The 18,150-nt window shown below is 66.4% G+C and carries 17 protein-coding genes and 1 pseudogene; 13 read left to right on the forward strand and 5 right to left on the reverse strand.

The annotated features are described in order from the left end of the window. Positions 1-43 precede the first annotated feature (43 nt). The 3 genes from RUU78_RS21570 to serS all read left to right on the forward strand — a co-directional run bounded on the left by RUU78_RS21570 (position 44) and on the right by serS (position 3,999). Positions 44-1,411, forward strand: coding sequence for a replication-associated recombination protein A (locus RUU78_RS21570; protein WP_313919770.1), 1,368 nt, complete (start codon positions 44-46; stop codon positions 1,409-1,411). Beyond that, the gene (locus tag RUU78_RS21575; RefSeq protein WP_313919772.1) at positions 1,408-2,580 is read left to right on the forward strand and encodes an MFS transporter; all 1,173 of its coding nucleotides are present in this window, start codon (positions 1,408-1,410) and stop codon (positions 2,578-2,580) included. Before RUU78_RS21570 ends, RUU78_RS21575 begins: the two co-directional genes overlap by 4 nt. Positions 2,581-2,721: 141 nt before the next feature. Continuing rightward, entirely contained in the window at positions 2,722-3,999 is a 1,278-nt protein-coding gene (serS, locus tag RUU78_RS21580; RefSeq protein WP_313919774.1) for a serine--tRNA ligase, read from the forward strand. A gap of 372 nt (positions 4,000-4,371) precedes the next feature. Here serS and RUU78_RS21585 read toward each other — a convergent pair whose 3' ends face one another. Then, on the reverse strand, positions 4,372-4,668 hold the full coding sequence (locus RUU78_RS21585; RefSeq protein ID WP_313919776.1) for a DUF1244 domain-containing protein: 297 nt from the start codon (positions 4,666-4,668) through the stop codon (positions 4,372-4,374). Between the two features lie 186 nt (positions 4,669-4,854). On the opposite strand from RUU78_RS21585, the gene folD reads away from it, so the two are divergent. From folD to RUU78_RS21635, 10 genes and pseudogenes are all read left to right on the forward strand, one after another. Continuing rightward, positions 4,855-5,712 carry a bifunctional methylenetetrahydrofolate dehydrogenase/methenyltetrahydrofolate cyclohydrolase FolD gene (gene folD, locus RUU78_RS21590; protein WP_313919777.1) on the forward strand — a complete coding sequence of 286 codons (858 nt, stop codon included), beginning with the start codon at positions 4,855-4,857 and terminating at the stop codon, positions 5,710-5,712. A 5-nt stretch (positions 5,713-5,717) separates the two neighbouring features. Continuing rightward, on the forward strand, positions 5,718-6,572 hold the full coding sequence (locus tag RUU78_RS21595; RefSeq protein ID WP_313919778.1) for a TRAP transporter TatT component family protein: 855 nt from the start codon (positions 5,718-5,720) through the stop codon (positions 6,570-6,572). Between the two features lie 64 nt (positions 6,573-6,636). Then, positions 6,637-7,650: a TRAP transporter substrate-binding protein DctP gene (gene dctP, locus RUU78_RS21600; RefSeq protein ID WP_313919780.1), complete on the forward strand. Its 1,014-nt coding sequence runs from the start codon at positions 6,637-6,639 to the stop codon at positions 7,648-7,650. A 31-nt stretch (positions 7,651-7,681) separates the two neighbouring features. After that, positions 7,682-8,185: a TRAP transporter small permease gene (locus tag RUU78_RS21605; protein WP_313919782.1), complete on the forward strand. Its 504-nt coding sequence runs from the start codon at positions 7,682-7,684 to the stop codon at positions 8,183-8,185. After that, positions 8,182-9,465: a TRAP transporter large permease subunit gene (locus tag RUU78_RS21610; protein WP_313919784.1), complete on the forward strand. Its 1,284-nt coding sequence runs from the start codon at positions 8,182-8,184 to the stop codon at positions 9,463-9,465. The genes RUU78_RS21605 and RUU78_RS21610 overlap by 4 nt, the downstream gene beginning before the upstream one ends. A gap of 449 nt (positions 9,466-9,914) precedes the next feature. Continuing rightward, on the forward strand, positions 9,915-11,372 hold the full coding sequence (guaB, locus tag RUU78_RS21615; RefSeq protein ID WP_313919786.1) for an IMP dehydrogenase: 1,458 nt from the start codon (positions 9,915-9,917) through the stop codon (positions 11,370-11,372). A 131-nt stretch (positions 11,373-11,503) separates the two neighbouring features. Further along, on the forward strand, positions 11,504-13,147 hold the full coding sequence (gene guaA / locus RUU78_RS21620) for a glutamine-hydrolyzing GMP synthase (protein WP_313919787.1): 1,644 nt from the start codon (positions 11,504-11,506) through the stop codon (positions 13,145-13,147). Between the two features lie 204 nt (positions 13,148-13,351). Further along, the gene (locus RUU78_RS21625) at positions 13,352-13,831 is read left to right on the forward strand and encodes a type IIL restriction-modification enzyme MmeI (protein WP_343232322.1); all 480 of its coding nucleotides are present in this window, start codon (positions 13,352-13,354) and stop codon (positions 13,829-13,831) included. Then, positions 13,828-14,457, forward strand: a complete 630-nt coding sequence (locus tag RUU78_RS21630) for a Fic family protein (RefSeq protein WP_313919789.1) — start codon at positions 13,828-13,830, stop codon at positions 14,455-14,457. Before RUU78_RS21625 ends, RUU78_RS21630 begins: the two co-directional genes overlap by 4 nt. Before the next feature lie 236 nt (positions 14,458-14,693). Further along, positions 14,694-15,018: pseudogene (locus RUU78_RS21635) on the forward strand (GIY-YIG nuclease family protein); the annotation flags it as partial. Between the two features lie 219 nt (positions 15,019-15,237). On the opposite strand, the gene RUU78_RS21640 reads toward RUU78_RS21635, so the two are convergent. The 4 genes from RUU78_RS21640 to RUU78_RS21655 form a co-directional block, all read right to left on the reverse strand. Continuing rightward, a complete protein-coding gene (locus tag RUU78_RS21640; protein ID WP_313919791.1) occupies positions 15,238-15,681 on the reverse strand; it encodes a type II toxin-antitoxin system RelE/ParE family toxin in 444 nt (147 codons plus the stop codon). Next, the gene (locus RUU78_RS21645) at positions 15,617-15,940 is read right to left on the reverse strand and encodes a type II toxin-antitoxin system Phd/YefM family antitoxin (RefSeq protein ID WP_313919793.1); all 324 of its coding nucleotides are present in this window, start codon (positions 15,938-15,940) and stop codon (positions 15,617-15,619) included. The genes RUU78_RS21640 and RUU78_RS21645 overlap by 65 nt, the downstream gene beginning before the upstream one ends. Before the next feature lie 219 nt (positions 15,941-16,159). Continuing rightward, on the reverse strand, positions 16,160-16,801 hold the full coding sequence (locus RUU78_RS21650; RefSeq protein ID WP_313919795.1) for a glutamine cyclotransferase: 642 nt from the start codon (positions 16,799-16,801) through the stop codon (positions 16,160-16,162). 37 nt (positions 16,802-16,838) lie between these two features. Beyond that, complete coding sequence (locus tag RUU78_RS21655; RefSeq protein WP_313919797.1) at positions 16,839-18,056, reverse strand: helix-turn-helix domain-containing protein; 1,218 nt, start codon at positions 18,054-18,056, stop codon at positions 16,839-16,841. Positions 18,057-18,150 lie beyond the last annotated feature (94 nt).

Genomic DNA, 18,150 nt, shown 5'->3' on the forward strand with positions numbered 1-18,150 from the left:
AAGGACTGTGCGGCGTTTGCCGGCGGCGTTACTCTTGGCGCCCATGTCACGCAGAAAAACCACCCCGGCCGCTGCCGGCCTGTTCGCCGAGCCCGACGGGCTGAAGCCGCTGGCCGAGCGCATGCGGCCGCGCGAGCTTGGCGAGATCGTCGGCCAGACACGGCTCCTGGCCGAGGGCAAGCCGCTGCGCCGCGCGGTCGAGTCCGGCCACGTGCATTCGATGATCCTCTGGGGCCCGCCCGGTTGCGGCAAGACCACGCTGGCCCTGCTGCTGGCGCGCTATGCCGATGCGCAGTTCAAGGCGATCTCGGCGGTCATGACCGGGCTGGCCGACGTGCGCGCCGCGCTGGACGAGGCCGCCGCGAACTTCGCCCGTGGCGTGCGCACCGTGTTGTTCGTCGACGAGGTCCACCGCTTCAACAAGGTGCAGCAGGACGCGTTCCTGCCGCATATCGAGAAGGGCGTGATCCTCTTCGTCGGTGCGACCACGGAGAACCCGTCGTTCGAACTGAACTCCGCGTTGCTTTCGCGCTGCCGCGTGCATGTGCTCGAAGCGGTCGGCGCGGCGGACATCGTCGCTGCGCTGCGGCGCGCACTGGCCGATACCGAGCGCGGCCTGGGCGGGCAGGGGCTTACGGTCAGCGACGAATCGCTGGGCCTGATCGCCCAGGCCGCCGACGGCGACGTGCGTCGCGCGCTGACCCTGCTGGAGATCGCCGCCGAGCTGGCCGAGGGCGGCCGCATCGACGAGACCACGCTGACCCAGGTGCTGGCCGACCGGACGCGGCGCTTCGACAAGGGCGGCGAGCAGTTCTACGACCAGATCTCGGCCTTGCACAAGTCGGTACGTTCGTCCGATCCGGACGCCGCGCTGTACTGGTTCACGCGCATGCTCGACGGCGGCTGCGATCCGGCCTATCTCGCGCGGCGCCTCACGCGCATGGCGGTCGAGGATGTCGGCCTGGCCGACGCGCGCGCGATCGGCATGGCGATCGAGGCCTGGGAAACCTACGATCGCCTCGGCAGCCCCGAGGGCGATCTTGCGCTGGCCCAGCTCGTCGTCTACATGGCGCTGGCCGCGAAGAGCAACGCGGTCTACACGGCGTTCGGTGAAGTGCGCGCGGAAATCCGTGCCAGTGGCACGCTCGACGTGCCGATGGAAATCCGCAACGCGCCGACCAGGCTCATGAAAAACCTCGGCTACGGCAAGGGCTACCAGTACGACCACGACCTCGAGGGCGGCGTCGCGCTCGATCAGCAATGCCTGCCGGACGCACTGGTCGGACGCGAGTTCTACCGCCCGACCGGGCGCGGCCTCGAAGCGCGCATCGCCGAGAAGCTGCGCGAACTGCGCGCGGCGCGCGCAGACGCGCTCGCCCGCAAGCCGCGCCGGGAGACCGACGCCGGATGATCCGCGCGGCGCTGTCATTGCCCCGGACGATCTGGCTGCTGGGCCTGATCAGCTTCGTCAACGACGCGGCCAGCGACATGATCTATCCGCTCGTGCCGCTGTATCTGGCCAGCGTGCTGATGGCCGGGCCGAAGGCGCTGGGCCTGATCGAAGGCATCGCCGAAGCCTTCGGCAGCGTGCTCAAGCTCGTCGCCGGCGTGCTGGCCGATCGCCTGCGGCAGATGCGCTGGTGGGTGGTCGCGGGTTATGCGGTGTCGGGCCTCGTGCGACCGCTGATCGCGCTGAGCACGAGCTGGCTCGGCGTGCTCGCCTGCCGCTTCGCCGACCGCGTCGGCAAGGGGCTGCGCGCGGCGCCGCGCGATGCGCTGCTGACCCTGAGCGTCGCGCCGGCGCAGCGCGGTCTTGCGTTCGGCCTGCACCGGGCGATGGACAATCTCGGCGCCGTGGTCGGACCGCTGCTGGCGGCGCTGCTGCTCGCGCTCGGCTATAGCCTGCGTGAGGTGTTCTTCTGGGCCATCGTGCCGGCCGTGCTCGTGATCGTGCTGACCCTGCTCGTGCGTGAGCCCGAACGCACCGTGCTCAAGCCCAAGCCGTTCCGCTGGAACCTGTCCGACCAGCCGGTCGCGCTGCGCCGCTATCTTTGCGTTCTTGCCTTGTTCACTTTGGGAAACTCGTCGAACATGTTCCTGCTGCTGCGCGCGCGCGAGCTCGGCCTCGGCGACGCGCAGGTGCCGCTGATCTGGGCACTGGTCTGCGGTGTGGCGGCGGTGTTCGGACCGCCGCTGTCGGCTTGGTCGGACCGCGTCGACCGGCGCCGCCTGATCGTTGGCGGCTGGGCGGTGTACGCAGGGTTCTATCTCGTGTTCGGCCTGCTGCCGGCCACGCCGTGGCTGTTATGGCCGCTGTTCGCCGGCTACGGCCTGTTCCTCGCCGCGACCGAAGGCGCAGAGAAGGCGCTGGTCGCCGATCTCGTGCCGGGAGACCAGGCCGGCACTGCGTTCGGCTGGTACAACCTCGTCGCCGGCGTGCTGCTGCTGCCGGCCTCGCTGCTGTTCGGCTGGCTCTGGTCGGATATCGCGCCGCTGGCCGCGTTTGCGTTCGGCTCTGCCTGCGCGCTGGCCGCGGCGCTGCTGCTCGCGTTCTGGGTGCGCCCCGCGTCAGCGGCTTGAGCATCCGCGTTGCGTGCCGCGGCGGCTAGCCGCGATAATCCCGGACTTCACTATCGCGGCTACTGGCCGCGATAGCCCTGGACTTCATTCTCGCGGCTAGCCGCGAGAATCCGCGACTTCGTTGAATTTCTAAGGATTGCCATGCTTGACCCAGCTCTGCTGCGCGGCCAGCTCGATGCCGTGGCCGAACGTCTGGCGACGCGCGGATACGTGCTCGACACCGCCGCGATCGAGGCGCTCGAAACCCGGCGCAAGGCGGTCCAGGTCGAGACCCAGGAGCTGCAGAACCGGCGCAACACGCTGTCCAAGCAGATCGGCATGGCCAAGGGCAAGGGCGAGGATGCCTCCGCGCTGATGGCCGAGGTCGGTGGCATCGGCGACGCGCTCAAGGCGAACGAGGCACACCTGGCCGAGGTGCAGCAGCAACTCGCCGCGGTCGTGCAGGGCATTCCGAACCTGCCGCACGAATCTGTGCCACAGGGCGCCGACGAATCCGCCAACGTCGAACAGCACCGCTGGGGCACGCCGCGCACCTTCGATTTCGGTGTGCGCGATCACGTCGACCTCGGCGCGCGCAAGGGCTGGCTCGACGGCGATGCCGGCGCCAAGCTCTCCGGCGCGCGCTTCACCGTGCTGCGCGGCGAACTGGCCCGGCTGCATCGCGCGCTCGCCCAGTTCATGCTCGACCTGCACAGCAATTCGCACGGTTATCTCGAAACCAACGTGCCGCTGATCGTCAATGCCGAGTCCATGCTCGGCACCGGCCAGCTGCCGAAGTTCGAGGAAGATCTGTTCTCCACCGCCGTCGGCGAGAGCAATCGCTACCTGATCCCGACCTCGGAAGTGCCACTGACCAATCTCGTGCGCGACAGCATCGTCGAGGCCGACTCGCTGCCTCAGCGCTATACCGCGCATTCGATGTGCTTCCGCGCCGAAGCCGGTTCGCACGGGCGCGATACGCGCGGCATGATCCGCCAGCACCAGTTCGAAAAGGTCGAGCTGGTCAGCATCGCCAAGCCTGCCGACAGCGACGCCGAGCACGAGCGCATGACGCGCTGCGCCGAGAAAGTGCTCGAAGCGCTGGAACTGCCGTACCGCCGCATGCTGCTGTGCACCGGCGACATGGGCTTCGCCGCGATCAAGACCTTTGATCTGGACGTCTGGCTGCCGTCGCAGGGCACCTACCGCGAGATCTCGTCGTGCTCCAACTGCGGCGATTTCCAGGCGCGCCGCATGCTCGCGCGCTGGCGCAACCCGGAAACCGGCAAGCCCGAACTCGTGCACACCTTGAACGGCTCCGGCGTCGCCGTCGGCCGCGCGATGATCGCGGTCATGGAGAACTACCAGCAGGCCGACGGTTCGATCGGGATTCCGGCGGTGCTGCGGCCGTATATGGGGGGGGTCGAGAAGATTGCCTGATAGCTTTGCAGACGTCGCCAGCGTCGAAACACCATCCCCACCCAACCCTCCCCTTGAAGGGGAGGGCTCAACAGCTACGACGCAGATACTACCTCCCCGCTGAAGGGGGGGCTCAAGAGCTACGACGCAGATACTACCTCCCCGCTGAAGGGGGGGCTCAAGAGCTACGGCGCAGGTACTCCCTCCCCGCTGAAGGGGGGCTCAAGAGCTACGGCGCAGGTACTCCCTTCCCTTCAAGGGGGTGAAGGACGATGGCTTAGAGCCGAAGGCTCTCATCGTCCAGAACGCCCAACGGGCCGGAGGGTTGGGTGGGGATGGTGTTTCGCGTGGACAGTACTGATTGGGGAATGAAGCGAGCAGGCCGCATCACCGTCATCCATGTTCCTTCTGCGCCCGCTCGAACGCCGCCAGCTGCTCCGGCGTCGCGTCCTTCTGGTGCAGCCGCTTCCACTCCGCGAACGGCATGCCGTAGACGTGTTCGCGCGCGGCGTCCTTGCTCAGGTCGATGTCGCGCTCGGCAGCCGCTTCGCGATACCAGTCGGCCAGGCAGTTGCGGCAGAAGCCTGAGGTGATCATGAGGTCGATGTTCTGCACGTCGCTGCGCTGGTTCAGGTGCGCCAGCAGGCGGCGGAACGCGGCGGCTTCGAGTTCAACGGTAGAGGCGGACATGGACGGATCCCGGTGGGTGAAAACTGCATGGTAGCTGAGCATCCCGACGCCGCGGTTTGAGGCGACGTCGCGGGACATGGATAATGCGCGGCCTGTTGCCTCGGGCTCAGGCCCTTTCCTGACGATCCGCGTCGTGTCGACGCCCTTGTACCGCCGGTTGCGCACCGGCCCTGGACCTGCCCACACATGACCGCCCGGATACTGGACGGCAAACGCATCGCCGATGAATTGCTCGAGCGCATCAAGGGTCGCGTCAGCGCCCGCGTGAGCGCCGGCAAATCTCGCCCGGGCCTCGCTGTCGTGCTCGTCGGCGCCGATCCGGCCTCGACGGTCTACGTCAGGAACAAGCGCAAGGCCTGCAAGGAAGTCGACTTCCGTTCGTTCGACTACGACCTGCCGGCGGATACGCCCGAAGCCGAGCTCTACGCGCTGATCGACACACTCAACGCCGATGCGCGCGTGCACGGCATCCTCGTGCAGCTGCCGCTGCCGGCGCATATCGACGCCACGGCCCTGATCAACCGCATCGATCCGCGCAAGGACGTCGACGGCTTCCATGCCGCGAACGTCGGCGCACTCGTGTTGCGCCAGCGCGGACTGCGTCCGTGCACGCCCAAGGGCGTCATGACCCTGCTGTCCTATACCGACCGGCCCGTGCGCGGCCAACATGCCGTCATCGTCGGCGTGTCCAACCACGTCGGTCGCCCGATGGCGCTGGAACTGCTGCTGGCCGGCTGCACCACCACGTCGTGCCACAAATTCACGCGCGACCTGCCGAGCTTCGTCGGCCAGGCCGACATCGTCGTCGTCGCGGTCGGCCGGCCCGGTCTCGTCAAGGGCGAATGGATCAGGCCCGGTGCCATCGTCATTGATATTGGCATCAACCGCCTCGATGACGGACGTCTTGTCGGCGACGTCGATTTCGACACGGCGGCGCAGCGCGCGTCGTGGATCACGCCGGTGCCGGGCGGGGTAGGGCGCATGACCGTCGCAACACTGATCGAAAACACCCTCGAAGCCGCGGAAACCTTTTTCGATCGATGAACCCCATGCACCGCACCCTTCGCATCGCTTTGTTCGCCGCACTGGCCTTGCTCGCTGGCTGTGCCAGCGTGGTCAACAAGGCCAGCCAGCGCTTTGCCGACAACCTCGGCAGCGCAATCCTCAACCAGGACGACCCAGGCACGGTGCGCGACGGCCTGCCGGCCTACCTGCTGCTGCTCGACGCGCTGCTCGAAGGCGATCCGAAGAACAGCGGCACCTTGCTCGCCGCGGCGCGGCTCTACGGGGCCTATGCCGGCGGCTTCGTGGCCGAGCCCGAGCGCGCCAGGCACCTGGCCAACCGCGCGTTCGGCTATGCGCGCCGCGCGACCTGCGAGCGCAGTGCGCCGCTATGCGCCGCGCTAGAGCAGCCGTTCGAGGCCTTCGCCGCCGTCGCGGCGAAGACCAGCACGAAGGACATCGATCTGCTCTATGGCCTGGCCTCGGCCTGGGCCGGACGCATCCAGCAGGACAGCGGCGACTGGAATGCGATCGCCGACCTGCCCAAGGTGCAGTTGCTCGTCGAGCGCGTGCTCGCGCTGAATCCGGACTACGCCGACGGCGAGCCGCACATGGTGCTCGGCGTGCTGCATTCGCTGCGGCCGGCCTCGCTCGGCGGCAGGCCTGAACTCGGCAAGGCCGCGTTCGATACCGCGATCGCACAGTCGCAGGGCAGAAATCTCATGGCCAAGACCCTGTACGCGCAGTATTACGCGCGTCTCGTGTTCGACCAGGAGCTGCACGACCGTTTGCTCAACGAAGTCGTTGCCGCCGCGCCCGAGGCGCCGCGCATGACCTTGATGAACGTGCTGGCGCAGCAGCGGGCCAAGGCGCTGCTGGCGTCGGGCAAGGACTATTTCTGATGACGCCGCGCGCGGCGTCGTCGTATCGGGCAGAACGGGCCGCGACGGTCCTGAGGAGTTCCGCATGAGTTTACGCAAGCGTTGGCTTTCCGCCGTATTCGCGCCAGTCGCCCTGTTCGGGGTGTTCGCGGCGGGCGGCGTGCAGGCCGAAGTGATCAAGATCGCGACGACCGCGCCGGACGGCACGGCGTGGATGAAGGAAATGCGCGCCGGCGCGGATGCGGTCAAGACGCGCACCGAAGGCCGCGTCGAGGTCAAGTACTACCCGGGCGGCGTCATGGGCGACCCGGCCACAGTGCAGCGCAAGATCAAGATCGGCCAGCTGCACGGCGGCGCCTTCACCGGCGGAGAAATCTCGGCGAACAACCCGGACGTGCAGGTCTACGGTCTGCCGTTCCTGTTCCGCAACCAGGCCGAAGTCGATGCGGTCCGGGCGAAGTTCGACCAGCGCATCAAGGACGGTTTCGAGAAGGGCGGCTTCGTCGCGCTGGGCCTGTCCGGCGGCGGTTTCGCGTACATCATGAGCGCGCGCGACATCAAGACGCGCGATGAACTCAAGGCTGCCAAGGTGTGGGTGCCGCAGGGCGACTACATCGCCGAGGTCGCGTTCAAGGCGGTCGGCGTGACGCCGATCTCGCTGCCGCTGGCCGACGTCTATACCAGCCTGCAGACCGGCCTGATCGACACCGCCGCAAACACCTTCGCCGGCGCGATCGCGTTCCAGTGGCATACCAAGATCAAGCACATCGTCGACCTGCCGGTCAGCTACGTGGTCGGCGTCATCGTGGTCGACAAGAAATCCTTCGACAAGATCGCCGCGGCCGACCAGGCCGTGCTCAAGGACGAGATGGCCAAGGCGTTCGCGCGCCTGGACCAGATCAGCATCGAGGACAACGCCAAGGCGGTCGAGGCGCTCAGGAAGCAGGGCATATCGGTGTATCAGCCCAATGCCGAGGAAACCACGAACTGGCAGAAGGTCGGCGCGGAATCGGCGCAGTCGCTCGACAGCGACAAGGCCCCGTCGGCCGAGATCATCAAGGCCGTCAACGACGAACTCGCGGCGAACCGCAAGAAGTAATCGGCACCCCCGTTTCCGGAAAACGCACGACGTGACCACCGCATTCCAGCGCCATCTCGCGCGCCTGCATCGCTTCGAGGACTGGGTGCTCACCTTCCTCGTCGTCTTCATGGTGCTGCTGGCCGGCGCACAGATCCTGCTGCGCAACGTGTTCGACAGCGGCTTCGCCTGGGCCGAGCCCGTGCTGCGCGCGCTGGTGCTGTGGAGCGCCATGCTCGGCGCAGTCATCGCGACGCGCGAGGACCAGCACATCGGCCTCGACTTCATCGGCCGCTTCGTCAGCGGCGTGAAGCTTCGTGTCGCGCGCTTCATCGCGCTTACCTTCGCCGCGGTGCTGTGCGCGCTGATGGCCTGGCACAGCTGGGGACTCGTGCAGCTGGATCGCGAGGGTGGAACCGACGGCGTGCTCGGCGTTCCGGCCTGGGTGCTCGAACTGATTCTGCCGGTCGGCTTCGGCCTGATGGCGCTGCGTTTCCTGATCCGTTCGCTGCTGCCGCCGAAAACGCATGAAGCGCTGCCGGTGGCGTCGCCGTGATCTGGCTCATCATCGGTGTGCTGATCCTGCTCGCGGCGATGGGCGCGCCGCTGTTCGCGATCCTCGGCGCGATCGCGCTGCTCGGTTTCCAGATGGCCGGGCAGGAAGGTATCGCCGTCGCGGTGGAGTTCTACCGGCTGTCTGACATGCCGGCGCTGATTGCGATCCCGCTGTTCACGCTGGCCGGCTACATCCTCGCCGAGAGCAAGACGCCGCAGCGCCTCGTGCGGCTGACCAACGCCCTGGTCGGCTGGATGCCCGGAGGCCTCGCCATCGTCGCCGTGCTGGCGTGCACGTTGTTCACCGCATTCACGGGCGCAACCGGCGTCACCATCATCGCGCTCGGCGCCGTTCTGTACCCGGCGCTGCTGCAGGCGCAGTACGGCCAGAAATTCAGCCTGGGCCTGCTCACCGCTTCGGGCAGCCTGGGCCTGCTGCTCGTGCCGTCGATGCCGCTGATCCTTTACGGCGTGGTCGCGCAGCAGTTTCAGACCACGCCGCCGGTCAGCATCGACGCGCTGTTCAAGGCCGGCCTGCTGCCATGCCTGCTGATGGTCACGATGCTCGGCGTCTACAGCGCGTGGCACATGCGCGGCGTGGCGCGCCCGGCCGCGCCGCCGCGCGGCGAACTGTGGTCCGCGGTCAAGGACGCGGTCTGGGAAATCCCGCTGCCGTTCGTGATTCTCGTCGGCATCTATTCCGGCAAGCTAGCCGCGTCGGAAGCCGCGGCCGCGACTGCGCTCTACGTGCTTATCGTCAACGTGCTGATCCGGCGCGAGATCAAGCTGTCGCAGCTGCCCGAAGTGATCCGCCATGCCATGGTGCTGGTCGGCGGCATCCTCATGATCCTTGGCTTCTCGCTCGCGCTGACCAACTGGCTGATCGACGCCGAAATTCCGGATCAGCTGTTCCAGTTCCTGCGCACACATATCCCGGAAAGCAATCCGTTCCTGTTCCTGCTCGCGCTGAACCTGTTCCTGCTCGTGTTCGGCATGCTCCTGGAAGGCTTTCCCGCGATCATCCTGCTCGTGCCGCTGGTGCTGCCGGTGGCCGTGCGCTACGGCATCGATCCGGTGCATCTGGGCATCATCTTCCTCGCCAACCTGCAGCTCGGCATCTTCCTGCCACCGCTGGGCATCAACCTCTACATCGCGAGCGCGCGCTTCCGCCAGCCGGTGATGACGCTGGTGAGGGCGGCGGTGCCGTTCTTCCTGATCATGCTGGCGGCTACGTTGATCATTACGTATTGGCCGGGGCTGTCGCTTTGGTTGGCGCGGTAACGTTTCAACTTTGTATATAGGTGTATTGCTGTCGCATCGCGGGGGCTTGTGATAGCAAAGGCGTTTCGTGCGCCTGCGGCGCCCGAGTCACTTTCTCTTGCTTGTGCAAGAGAAAGTAACCAAAGAGAACACACCCCAGGGGCCGCGGCCTCCGCGCATCCTGCGCTCCGGCTCCGCGAGCCGGCTACGGGGCTCGTCGACGGGCCATCCTGGCCCGACGACGAACTCGCGCACGTCCCTGTGCGCGACCCGCGCGTTGCGCGGGCTGATCCTGCGCCGCCTTCGCCGCGACCTATGGGGCCCGGAAAAGCGGCGCACATCCATGTGCGCCAGAAACAACGGCAAAGGCAACCGCAGTCTTGGCGGCAATCTTGGCCGTGCCGACCAAAGTTATTTGAGCCCGCCAAACCTTCCCGTATAATCCCGTTTTTGCGACGGTCCAAAAGCGTATGCGCATCCTCGCCGAAGCCCTGACGTTCGACGACGTCTCGCTGGTTCCCGCCTATTCCAATGTCCTGCCCAAGGACGTCAGCCTCTCCACCCGATTGACCCGCGGCATCCGGCTCAACATTCCGGTCCTCGCCGCCGCCATGGATACCGTCACCGAAGCCCGCCTGGCCATCACGATGGCGCAGTGTGGCGGCATGGGCATCATCCACAAGAATATGCCGGCAGAGCGCCAGGCTGCGGAAGTCCGCCTGGTCAAGAAGTTCGAAGCCGGCGTGATCCGCGATCCGATCACGGTCACCCCGGACACCTCGATCCGCGAAGTCATGCAGATCGTGCGGGCGCGCAATATCTCCGGCGTGCCCGTCGTCGACGGCGAACACCTCGTCGGCATCGTCACCAATCGCGATCTGCGCTTCGAGAAGAAACCCGACGATCCCGTGCGCCACATCATGACGCGCAAGGATCGCCTGATTACCGTCAACGAAGGCGCGCACGAGGAAGAAGTGCTCGCCCTGTTGCACAAGCACCGCATCGAGAAGGTCCTCGTCGTCGACGACGCCTTCCGCCTGCGCGGGCTCATCACCGTCAAGGACATCCAGAAGGCGCGCGACAATCCGAACGCGGCCAAGGACACGCATGAACGCTTGCGCGTCGGCGCGGCCGTCGGTGTCGGCGGCGATACCGAAGACCGCGTAGCGGCGCTCGTCGAGGCAGGCGTCGATGTGCTCGTCGTCGATACCGCCCACGGCCATTCGCAGGGCGTGCTCGATCGCGTCGCCTGGGTCAAGAAGAACTTCCCCGACATGCAGGTCATCGGCGGCAACATCGTCACCGGCGATGCCGCGCGCGCGCTCGTCGACGCCGGTGCCGACGCGGTCAAGGTCGGCGTCGGGCCCGGTTCGATCTGCACCACGCGCATGATCGCCGGTGTCGGCGTACCGCAGATATCGGCGGTCAGCATGGTCGCCGAAGCGCTGCGCGACGCCAACGTTCCCCTGATCGCCGACGGCGGCATTCGCTATTCCGGCGACATCGCCAAGGCGCTTGTCGCCGGTGCATCCTGCGTGATGATCGGCGGCATGTTCGCCGGCACCGAGGAAGCACCCGGCGAGGTCGAGCTGTACCAGGGCCGCTCGTACAAGAGCTATCGCGGCATGGGTTCGCTCGGCGCGATGCAGAAGGGCTCCAAGGACCGCTATTTCCAGGACGAGACCGACACGGACAAGCTCGTTCCCGAAGGCATCGAAGGGCGCGTGCCGTATCGCGGTCCGCTGCGCAGCATCGTGCATCAGCTCGTCGGCGGTCTGCGTGCCTCGATGGGCTATGTCGGTTGCGCGACCGTCGACGAGTTGCACGTGAAGCCACAGTTCGTGCGCATCACCGGCGCCGGCATCCGCGAGTCGCATGTGCACGACGTGGCGATCACGAAAGAAGCGCCTAACTATCGTCTGGATTGATCGAACACGGGGACCTGCGGGTCCCCTTTTTTTCATGTCTTCGCGCGACGCCCGCTGATGCGTGCGTCGCCCACGCGATCCACTCGACGGATCGCCGTCGCCTTCGGGCCGTCCATGTTGCGAACGGAACCATGCAGAACATCCACACCGACAAGATCCTGATCCTCGATTTCGGCGCGCAGTACACCCAGCTCATCGCGCGGCGCATCCGCGAGCTTGGTGTGTATTGCGAGATCTGGGCCTGGGACCATGACCCGGCCGATATTCCGGCCTTCGCGCCGCGCGCCGTGATTCTTTCCGGCGGTCCCGAATCGGTGACCGAGGAAAACTCGCCGCGCGCGCCGCAGGCGGTGTTCGATCTCGGCGTGCCGGTGCTCGGCATCTGCTACGGCATGCAGACACTGGCCGAGCAGCTCGGTGGCAGCGTGGAAAGCGGCCATCACCGTGAGTTCGGCTACGCGCGCGTCAGTGCCGATACGGCCTGCACTCTGTTCGCCGGCCTGGGTACCGATGCCGTCGCCGCGCCGGTGCTCGGCGAAGGTGAATCCTGGATGGGCGATCAGGGCTCGACGTTGGCGACCGAGACCACCGTGCCGCGCATCGCGCTCGATGTCTGGATGTCGCACGGCGACCGCGTCGTCACGCTGCCACCCGGGTTTGCCGCTGTGGCCGCGACCGAGTCGTTGCCGTACGCCGCCATGGCCGACGAAACGCGCCGCTACTACGGCGTGCAGTTCCATCCGGAAGTGACCCACACCAAGCAGGGCGCGGAACTGCTGCGTCGCTTCGTTGTGGACATTGCCGGCTGTGAGACCTTGTGGACGGCGGCGAACATCATCGAGGACGCTGCTGCCCGCGTGCGCGCCCAGGTCGGTTCCGACAAGGTGCTGCTGGGCCTCTCGGGCGGTGTAGATTCCTCGGTCGTCGCGGCACTGCTCAAGCGCGCGATCGGCGACCAGCTCGTCTGCGTCTTCGTCGACACCGGCCTGCTGCGCTGGCAGGAAGGCGACCAGGTCATGGCCACGATGGCGCAGCACATGGGCGTCAACGTGATCCGCGTCAACGCGGCCGAACGCTATTTCGCCGCGCTCGCCGACGTCGAGGATCCCGAAGCCAAGCGCAAGATCATCGGCCGCCTGTTCGTCGAGATCTTCGAGGAAGAATCTGCCAGGCTCAGCGATGTGAAGTGGCTCGCGCAGGGCACGATCTATCCCGACGTGATCGAATCGGCCGGATCCAGGACTGGCAAAGCGCATGTGATCAAAAGCCACCACAACGTTGGCGGCCTGCCTGAACACATGAAGCTCGGCCTGGTCGAGCCACTACGCGAACTGTTCAAGGACGAAGTGCGCCGCCTCGGCGTGGAACTCGGCCTGCCGCGCGACATGGTCTATCGCCATCCGTTCCCGGGTCCCGGCCTCGGCGTGCGCATCCTCGGCGAAGTGAAAGCCGAATACGTCGAACTGCTGCAGCGCGCCGACGACATCTTCATCCGCGAACTGCGCGCCCACAATCTCTACGACAAGACCAGCCAGGCCTTCGCCGTGTTCCTGCCGGTCAAGTCCGTCGGGGTCGTCGGTGACGCGCGCGCCTACGAATGGGTCATCGCCCTGCGCGCCGTCGAGACCATCGACTTCATGACCGCGCACTGGGCCCACCTGCCGTACGACTTCCTCGGCGCCGTGTCGACCCGCATCATCAACGAACTGCGCGGCGTCTCGCGCGTGGTCTACGACATCAGCGGCAAGCCGCCGGCTACGATTGAGTGGGAGTGACGGATGGGCGGTCATCGGCCGTTAGCCGTTGGCACGACGGCCCGCTAAGCCGGGCTGAGTGACCTACGCGTGTCCGTCTGCGTTGCAGGTCTGCTAAACCCTTGGGAACAAGGACGTCACGCCGAGCAACAGAGGCCACAACATGAGCGCCCTCCGAAACGATAGCAGTCCGCCGGTCCCGCGCAGAGGGGTGTGCGAACGCTCATGAACGCCGTAGAAATCGAGCAAGCCATCACCGACCTTGCGGAGCAGGATTTTGATCCCGCAGAGTTTCCGTATGCCTTTCTTGAAGCGTTCGGCAACAAGGCTACGACCATCCGGCGCCTTCGCGCAGGTGCGTCGAACAAGTCCGATCTGGGCGGCGTTCTCCAGACCAGCACTATCCCTATCGTGGTCAGCCAGGCGGGCCACGTCACGGCGACGCCTGCGGCGCCGAAGGCCAGCCTAGCCACGGCCAGGACCAAGGCAAGATTCATCCTCGCGACCGACGGCGCAGACTTCGAAGCCGAAGACCTGGCCAGCGGCGGGACCGTCGCTTGCGTCTACACGGATTCTCCCGACCACTTCGGCTTCTTCCTGCCGTTGGCGGGCATCAGCACGGTCCGCCAGATCAGCGGAAACGGTTCGCGCTCGCGCAATAGGGCGGCGGACGATCCCGCGCAGCGCGAGCTGACAGCCAAGTGAGCGACAGCCGCTACGATGCCAGCGGTTCGCAGGTTGCGATGCAACCGGGGTCGAACGATCGGGTGTTGCGCAATACACCGGGCATTACCGACCCGGAGCAGATGGATGAAGCCGAGCTTTCGCTGCTGCTGCAATTGTATGAATTCGTGATGGGCGACCAGTTCCCTGAGCGTCGCCTGGACGTGGACGACCTGATGGAGTGGCATCGGCTGTGGCTGGGCAACCTGTACGACTGGGCGGGACAGGTGCGCAGCGTCAACCTGGCCAAAGGCGAATTTCATTTCGCGAATGCAGCACAGATTCCACGTTTACTGGCGGGATTCGAGCGCGATTGTCTGCATCGCTACACGCCTTGCGGAAACATGGACGATGACGCGCTTGCCGAGGCAATTGCCGTCTGTCATGTGGAACTGATCCTGATTCACCCGGTTCGTGAGGGCAATGGCAGGCTGTCGCGCCTGCTGGCGGATGTCATGGCCGTACAGGCCGGACGCGGGCCATTGGATTACAGTCGTTGGGATGCTGACAGGAACGCCTATTTTTCGGCCATCCAGTTCGGCGTGGGCAGGGACTACGCACCAATGCGCGAGCTGGTCAGCGTGGCGCTGGCCGCGCAGGGCGAGTGAGGGCAAGGGACAGATGAGCCGGGTTCGTCTGGTGGTTGCGCAAGCGGGCTTCGATGTTGGCGATGCGTTCGCCGGTTTCGATGGCCGTGGAGCTGGCCACGGCACGGACAATGGCCTCGCGGCTGGGCCGTTTGCGCGGGGGCGGCTGGAGGGGCATGGCATGGCTCCGGTTGGTTCGCGGTCATTTTAGCTCAGGCGGGTTTTGATCGGGTCCTGATTTCAGGCGTGGAACAGACGGCAAGGTGGAGACGCGCAGCGCCAATGCCGGACACGATTCGACCTACCTGCTGGCGAAGGTCGACGTGGTGGCGACGTACAAGCTCGCGGGTATAAACCGCACCCGCATGGAGAACCTGTTCCACCGGGCTGTTCGCGCCGGCGCGATTGAACATGACCATCAACGACCGCTTCGGTCACCCGGCGCAGCCCGAGGAATGGTTTCTCGTTCCGCTGTTCGTCATCGACGAGGCCGTCTCGCGCATCAGGGACGGCAGCATCACCGGCTATATCTACGATCCCAGCGCCGCGAAGCTGGTGGAGGCAGAAGGCCGGGATGCATGATGGTTTCCGGCTGCCGGGGTGTGCGAAGCAGGACGTCTACCGGATTGCTCGCACGGCCAATCAAACCACTACGTTGCCTGCGTTCAGCCCGACAGGAACTCGTAGTGAATGGCTGGTTTCAGCCAAAGCCTGCAATCCGGTGCGAGTCGTGACGGTACTTTCAGGAAAATGTCGTTGTGGAAAGTTACAGGTATCGAGTCCGGCCGGTCCACTCTGTAGTCAAGTTGACGCCTGCCAAAGCCGAGCAAAGTCAAACGAAAGCTGGCGACGATGCCGAATGGACAGCAAGTACACAGTGGCACTGACCTCCACGGCCGCATACAGCATCAGGTAGTCACCATGCGGGTATTCGCGCAGGGCGTTGGCCGCACCTTCCGGCAGAGTGGCAAGTTGTGCGAGCGCTTCTGCCGATTGCGGTGGGTTGTCGAGGTAGCGCCGACCCATACGAGGGAACCGGGCCAGGTTCGGGATCACCGTGGCACGCAGTTCCGCAAGCAGGTCGTCAAAAGCGAAGATTGCGTCCGCCTCGGACAAGAACACCTCGATGGCATTGAGGCGATCGAGGAAACTCGCCGTCAACTCGACCCGGTAGACGTCCTCAGCCGCGCTTCTTGGCAAACTTGCCACTGGTAGCGCTGGTTCGGCGCTGTTGAATTTGGGCAAGGGCAGGATCTGCCGCGTAGGTGCGACCCGCTTCGATGTCAGCCAAGCCACGCTTGGCATCATCGATAAGCAGCAGGTGGATGCGCTCGCGTTCCAGCCGATGGTAGTAGTCCAGCCGGTCTGCGTCGATCAAGGCGACGTAGCTCGCACCGTTCTTGGTGATGATTTTCTCGGCCCCGGCCTTGGCCTGGTCGGCGAGTTCTGAAAGGTTGGCGCGTGCCTGGGTGAAAGGCACCACATCGCGGGCTGAAAAACCCATGCTGGCCCCAGAAGGTAGTGACAGAATTCTGTGCAGACTAGCATGCCGCACCAGCGAAATGCCGACGGCCGGGTGTCGGTCGATCGCCCGGCCGCCTGTCCATGCAAAACCACTCCCGTGCCGCCTTGCGCGCTGATTGCGGCGCGCGGCTGCGCTGGCGCGGTCGTTCAAACCCACGCGCACATCGTCCTCAGCGCCGAACTACGCCCATAGCCTTGCTCACCGCGGCCGCCGCACCGCCCGGATCTTGCCGCTCTTCCCGCCGCCGCAGAAGAACTGGTCGGCGCCGTCGGATTCGAGGCCGGATACGTGGACGCCGGGCGGCATCTCGATGCGTTCGAGCACATCGCCGGTCTGCGCATCGATACGGCGCAGTTCGCTTTCGTCGCCTTCCCAGGTGCCGTGCCAGAGTTCGCCGTCGACCCAGGTGACGCCGGTGACGAAGCGGTTGGACTCGATGGTGCGCAGGATCTCGCCGGTGTCGGGATCGACCTGGTGGATCTTGCGTTCGCGGTACTGGCCGACCCAGAGCGAGCCTTCGGCCCAGGCGAGGCCCGAGTCGCCGCCGCCGCCGGGTGCGGGGATCGTGGCGAGCACGTCGCCGGTATCGGGGTCGACTTTCTGGATGCGGCTTTCGGCGATCTGGAACAGATGCCGGCCGTCGAAGGCGGTTCCCGCATGTGCGGGGACGTTTAGCAAACGCAGTGTCTCGCCGCTGGCCGGATCGATCGCGTTCAAGGTATCGCCGGCACCGAACCAGACGCGCTGGCCGTCGTGGCTGACACCGTGCACGGCATCGACCCCCGGAAACGGGCCGTATTCGCGGACGATATCGGCGGCGGATCGTTTTGTGGCTTGCATGGTCGTGTCCTGTCGCGTGAAGGTCATCAGACACTACTCACCCGGGCACGGGCGCCGGGAGTAACAAGGTCGTCGTGAATCCCGCGGCGGGTGGCGTCATCCAGCGCCGCGCGCGGCCGTGACCGAACGACTGCACCTTGCCCGCTGCCGCGAGTGCGTCCAGCGCGCGCTGCACCGTGCGCTGGCTCGCACCGAGCGCAACGGCGAGCGCCGAACTCGACCAGGACTCGCCGTCGGCAAGGAAGGCCAGAACGCCGGCATGCTTTTCCTCGACGAGGCTGGCGATCACGACGACGTCGCGGACAGCGCTCGGCACCAGAGCGAATCCGTGCTTCGTCGCGCGCACGTCGGCCAGCGTCCGCAACAGCGTACGCAGCCGCCCGATTTCCACGCGCAGGCGCGCTCGATGCGAGTCGTCCGCGAACTTCGTCCGGAAGGCTATCGCGATCAAGGTGCTTCGCGGCACGTCGCCGGGCCACGCCTCACCGAGCGCGCGGGCGAGGGCGAACAGAACCGGGCGTGTGGCGAGGGAAACGCGTTTCGCCGAGCTGCCGACGCTGTAGCGGCACGCGTCGACGACGAGTGTCTGCGATGCGAGCAACGCTTCCACTTCTTCCAGGCGCAGGTGACGCTCCTCGCCCTGCGCGATCCTGCGCGCCGCCGGCGCGTCCAGCAGCCGGGACGCGCTGTCGACTTCCGCGATCAGCGCCAGGACGGCGGCCTGCTGCGCGGCGTGCCGCGCCTGGGCGATCGCATCGCGCGCGACCTGTGTGCGCAGGCGGCGCATCGCGATGCCTGCCACGACCAGCTCGTGCGCAGCTCGGGACGCGGGCGGGAAGGGCGTGGGGTCGAGTCCGGCGAGCAGGCGCTCGGCCTCGTCGAGGCGTCCGATCAGCAGCAGCCGCCGGATCGCGAGGTGCCGCGCATGCGCGGCGTTGAGCCGGTCGCCCTGCCGTTCCAGCGTTTCGCGGGCGGCATCGAGGGCCTTGGCCGGCCAGCCGAGGTCGCGCGCGACCAGCGCGATCTCGGCTTCGGCGACGACGCAGCGCGCACGCGCCACCGTCTCCTTCGGGCTGAACGCGCGCGCCGCGCGGCGCAGCAGCGCCTTGGCGCGCACGAGATCGCCGAGCTGTGCCATTGCGATACCGCGCAGCGCGAGCGCCGGCGCGTCTTCGCGCAACGCCACGTGGTTCAGCGCGCCGAACGGATCGCCCGCGGCGAGCGCGCGTGCTGCGGCAGTGATCAGCGAGTCCATGCGAATCGCGCCACGTGTGACGCTCCCGTCGTGTCGAGGCAGGTTCGCAATCTAGCGCACGACCGGTCGTCGCAGGCGCCGCCGTCGTACTGCG

This window comes from Tahibacter sp. (genome assembly GCF_032229445.1).
In the GTDB taxonomy this organism is placed as follows: Bacteria; Pseudomonadota; Gammaproteobacteria; order Xanthomonadales; family Rhodanobacteraceae; genus Tahibacter.

Excerpts from the sequence above, each read along its gene's own strand:
- RUU78_RS21570 (WP_313919770.1), top strand. The coding sequence starts at position 44 with ATGTCACGCAGAAAAACCACCCCGGCCGCTGCCGGCCTGTTCGCCGAG.
- RUU78_RS21575 (WP_313919772.1), top strand. The coding sequence starts at position 1,408 with ATGATCCGCGCGGCGCTGTCATTGCCCCGGACGATCTGGCTGCTGGGC.
- serS (WP_313919774.1), top strand. The coding sequence starts at position 2,722 with ATGCTTGACCCAGCTCTGCTGCGCGGCCAGCTCGATGCCGTGGCCGAA.
- RUU78_RS21585 (WP_313919776.1), bottom strand. The coding sequence starts at position 4,668 with ATGTCCGCCTCTACCGTTGAACTCGAAGCCGCCGCGTTCCGCCGCCTG.
- folD (WP_313919777.1), top strand. The coding sequence starts at position 4,855 with ATGACCGCCCGGATACTGGACGGCAAACGCATCGCCGATGAATTGCTC.
- RUU78_RS21595 (WP_313919778.1), top strand. The coding sequence starts at position 5,718 with ATGCACCGCACCCTTCGCATCGCTTTGTTCGCCGCACTGGCCTTGCTC.
- dctP (WP_313919780.1), top strand. The coding sequence starts at position 6,637 with ATGAGTTTACGCAAGCGTTGGCTTTCCGCCGTATTCGCGCCAGTCGCC.
- guaB (WP_313919786.1), top strand. The coding sequence starts at position 9,915 with ATGCGCATCCTCGCCGAAGCCCTGACGTTCGACGACGTCTCGCTGGTT.
- guaA (WP_313919787.1), top strand. The coding sequence starts at position 11,504 with ATGCAGAACATCCACACCGACAAGATCCTGATCCTCGATTTCGGCGCG.
- RUU78_RS21625 (WP_343232322.1), top strand. The coding sequence starts at position 13,352 with ATGAACGCCGTAGAAATCGAGCAAGCCATCACCGACCTTGCGGAGCAG.
- RUU78_RS21645 (WP_313919793.1), bottom strand. The coding sequence starts at position 15,940 with ATGGGTTTTTCAGCCCGCGATGTGGTGCCTTTCACCCAGGCACGCGCC.
- RUU78_RS21650 (WP_313919795.1), bottom strand. The coding sequence starts at position 16,801 with ATGCAAGCCACAAAACGATCCGCCGCCGATATCGTCCGCGAATACGGC.
- RUU78_RS21655 (WP_313919797.1), bottom strand. The coding sequence starts at position 18,056 with ATGGACTCGCTGATCACTGCCGCAGCACGCGCGCTCGCCGCGGGCGAT.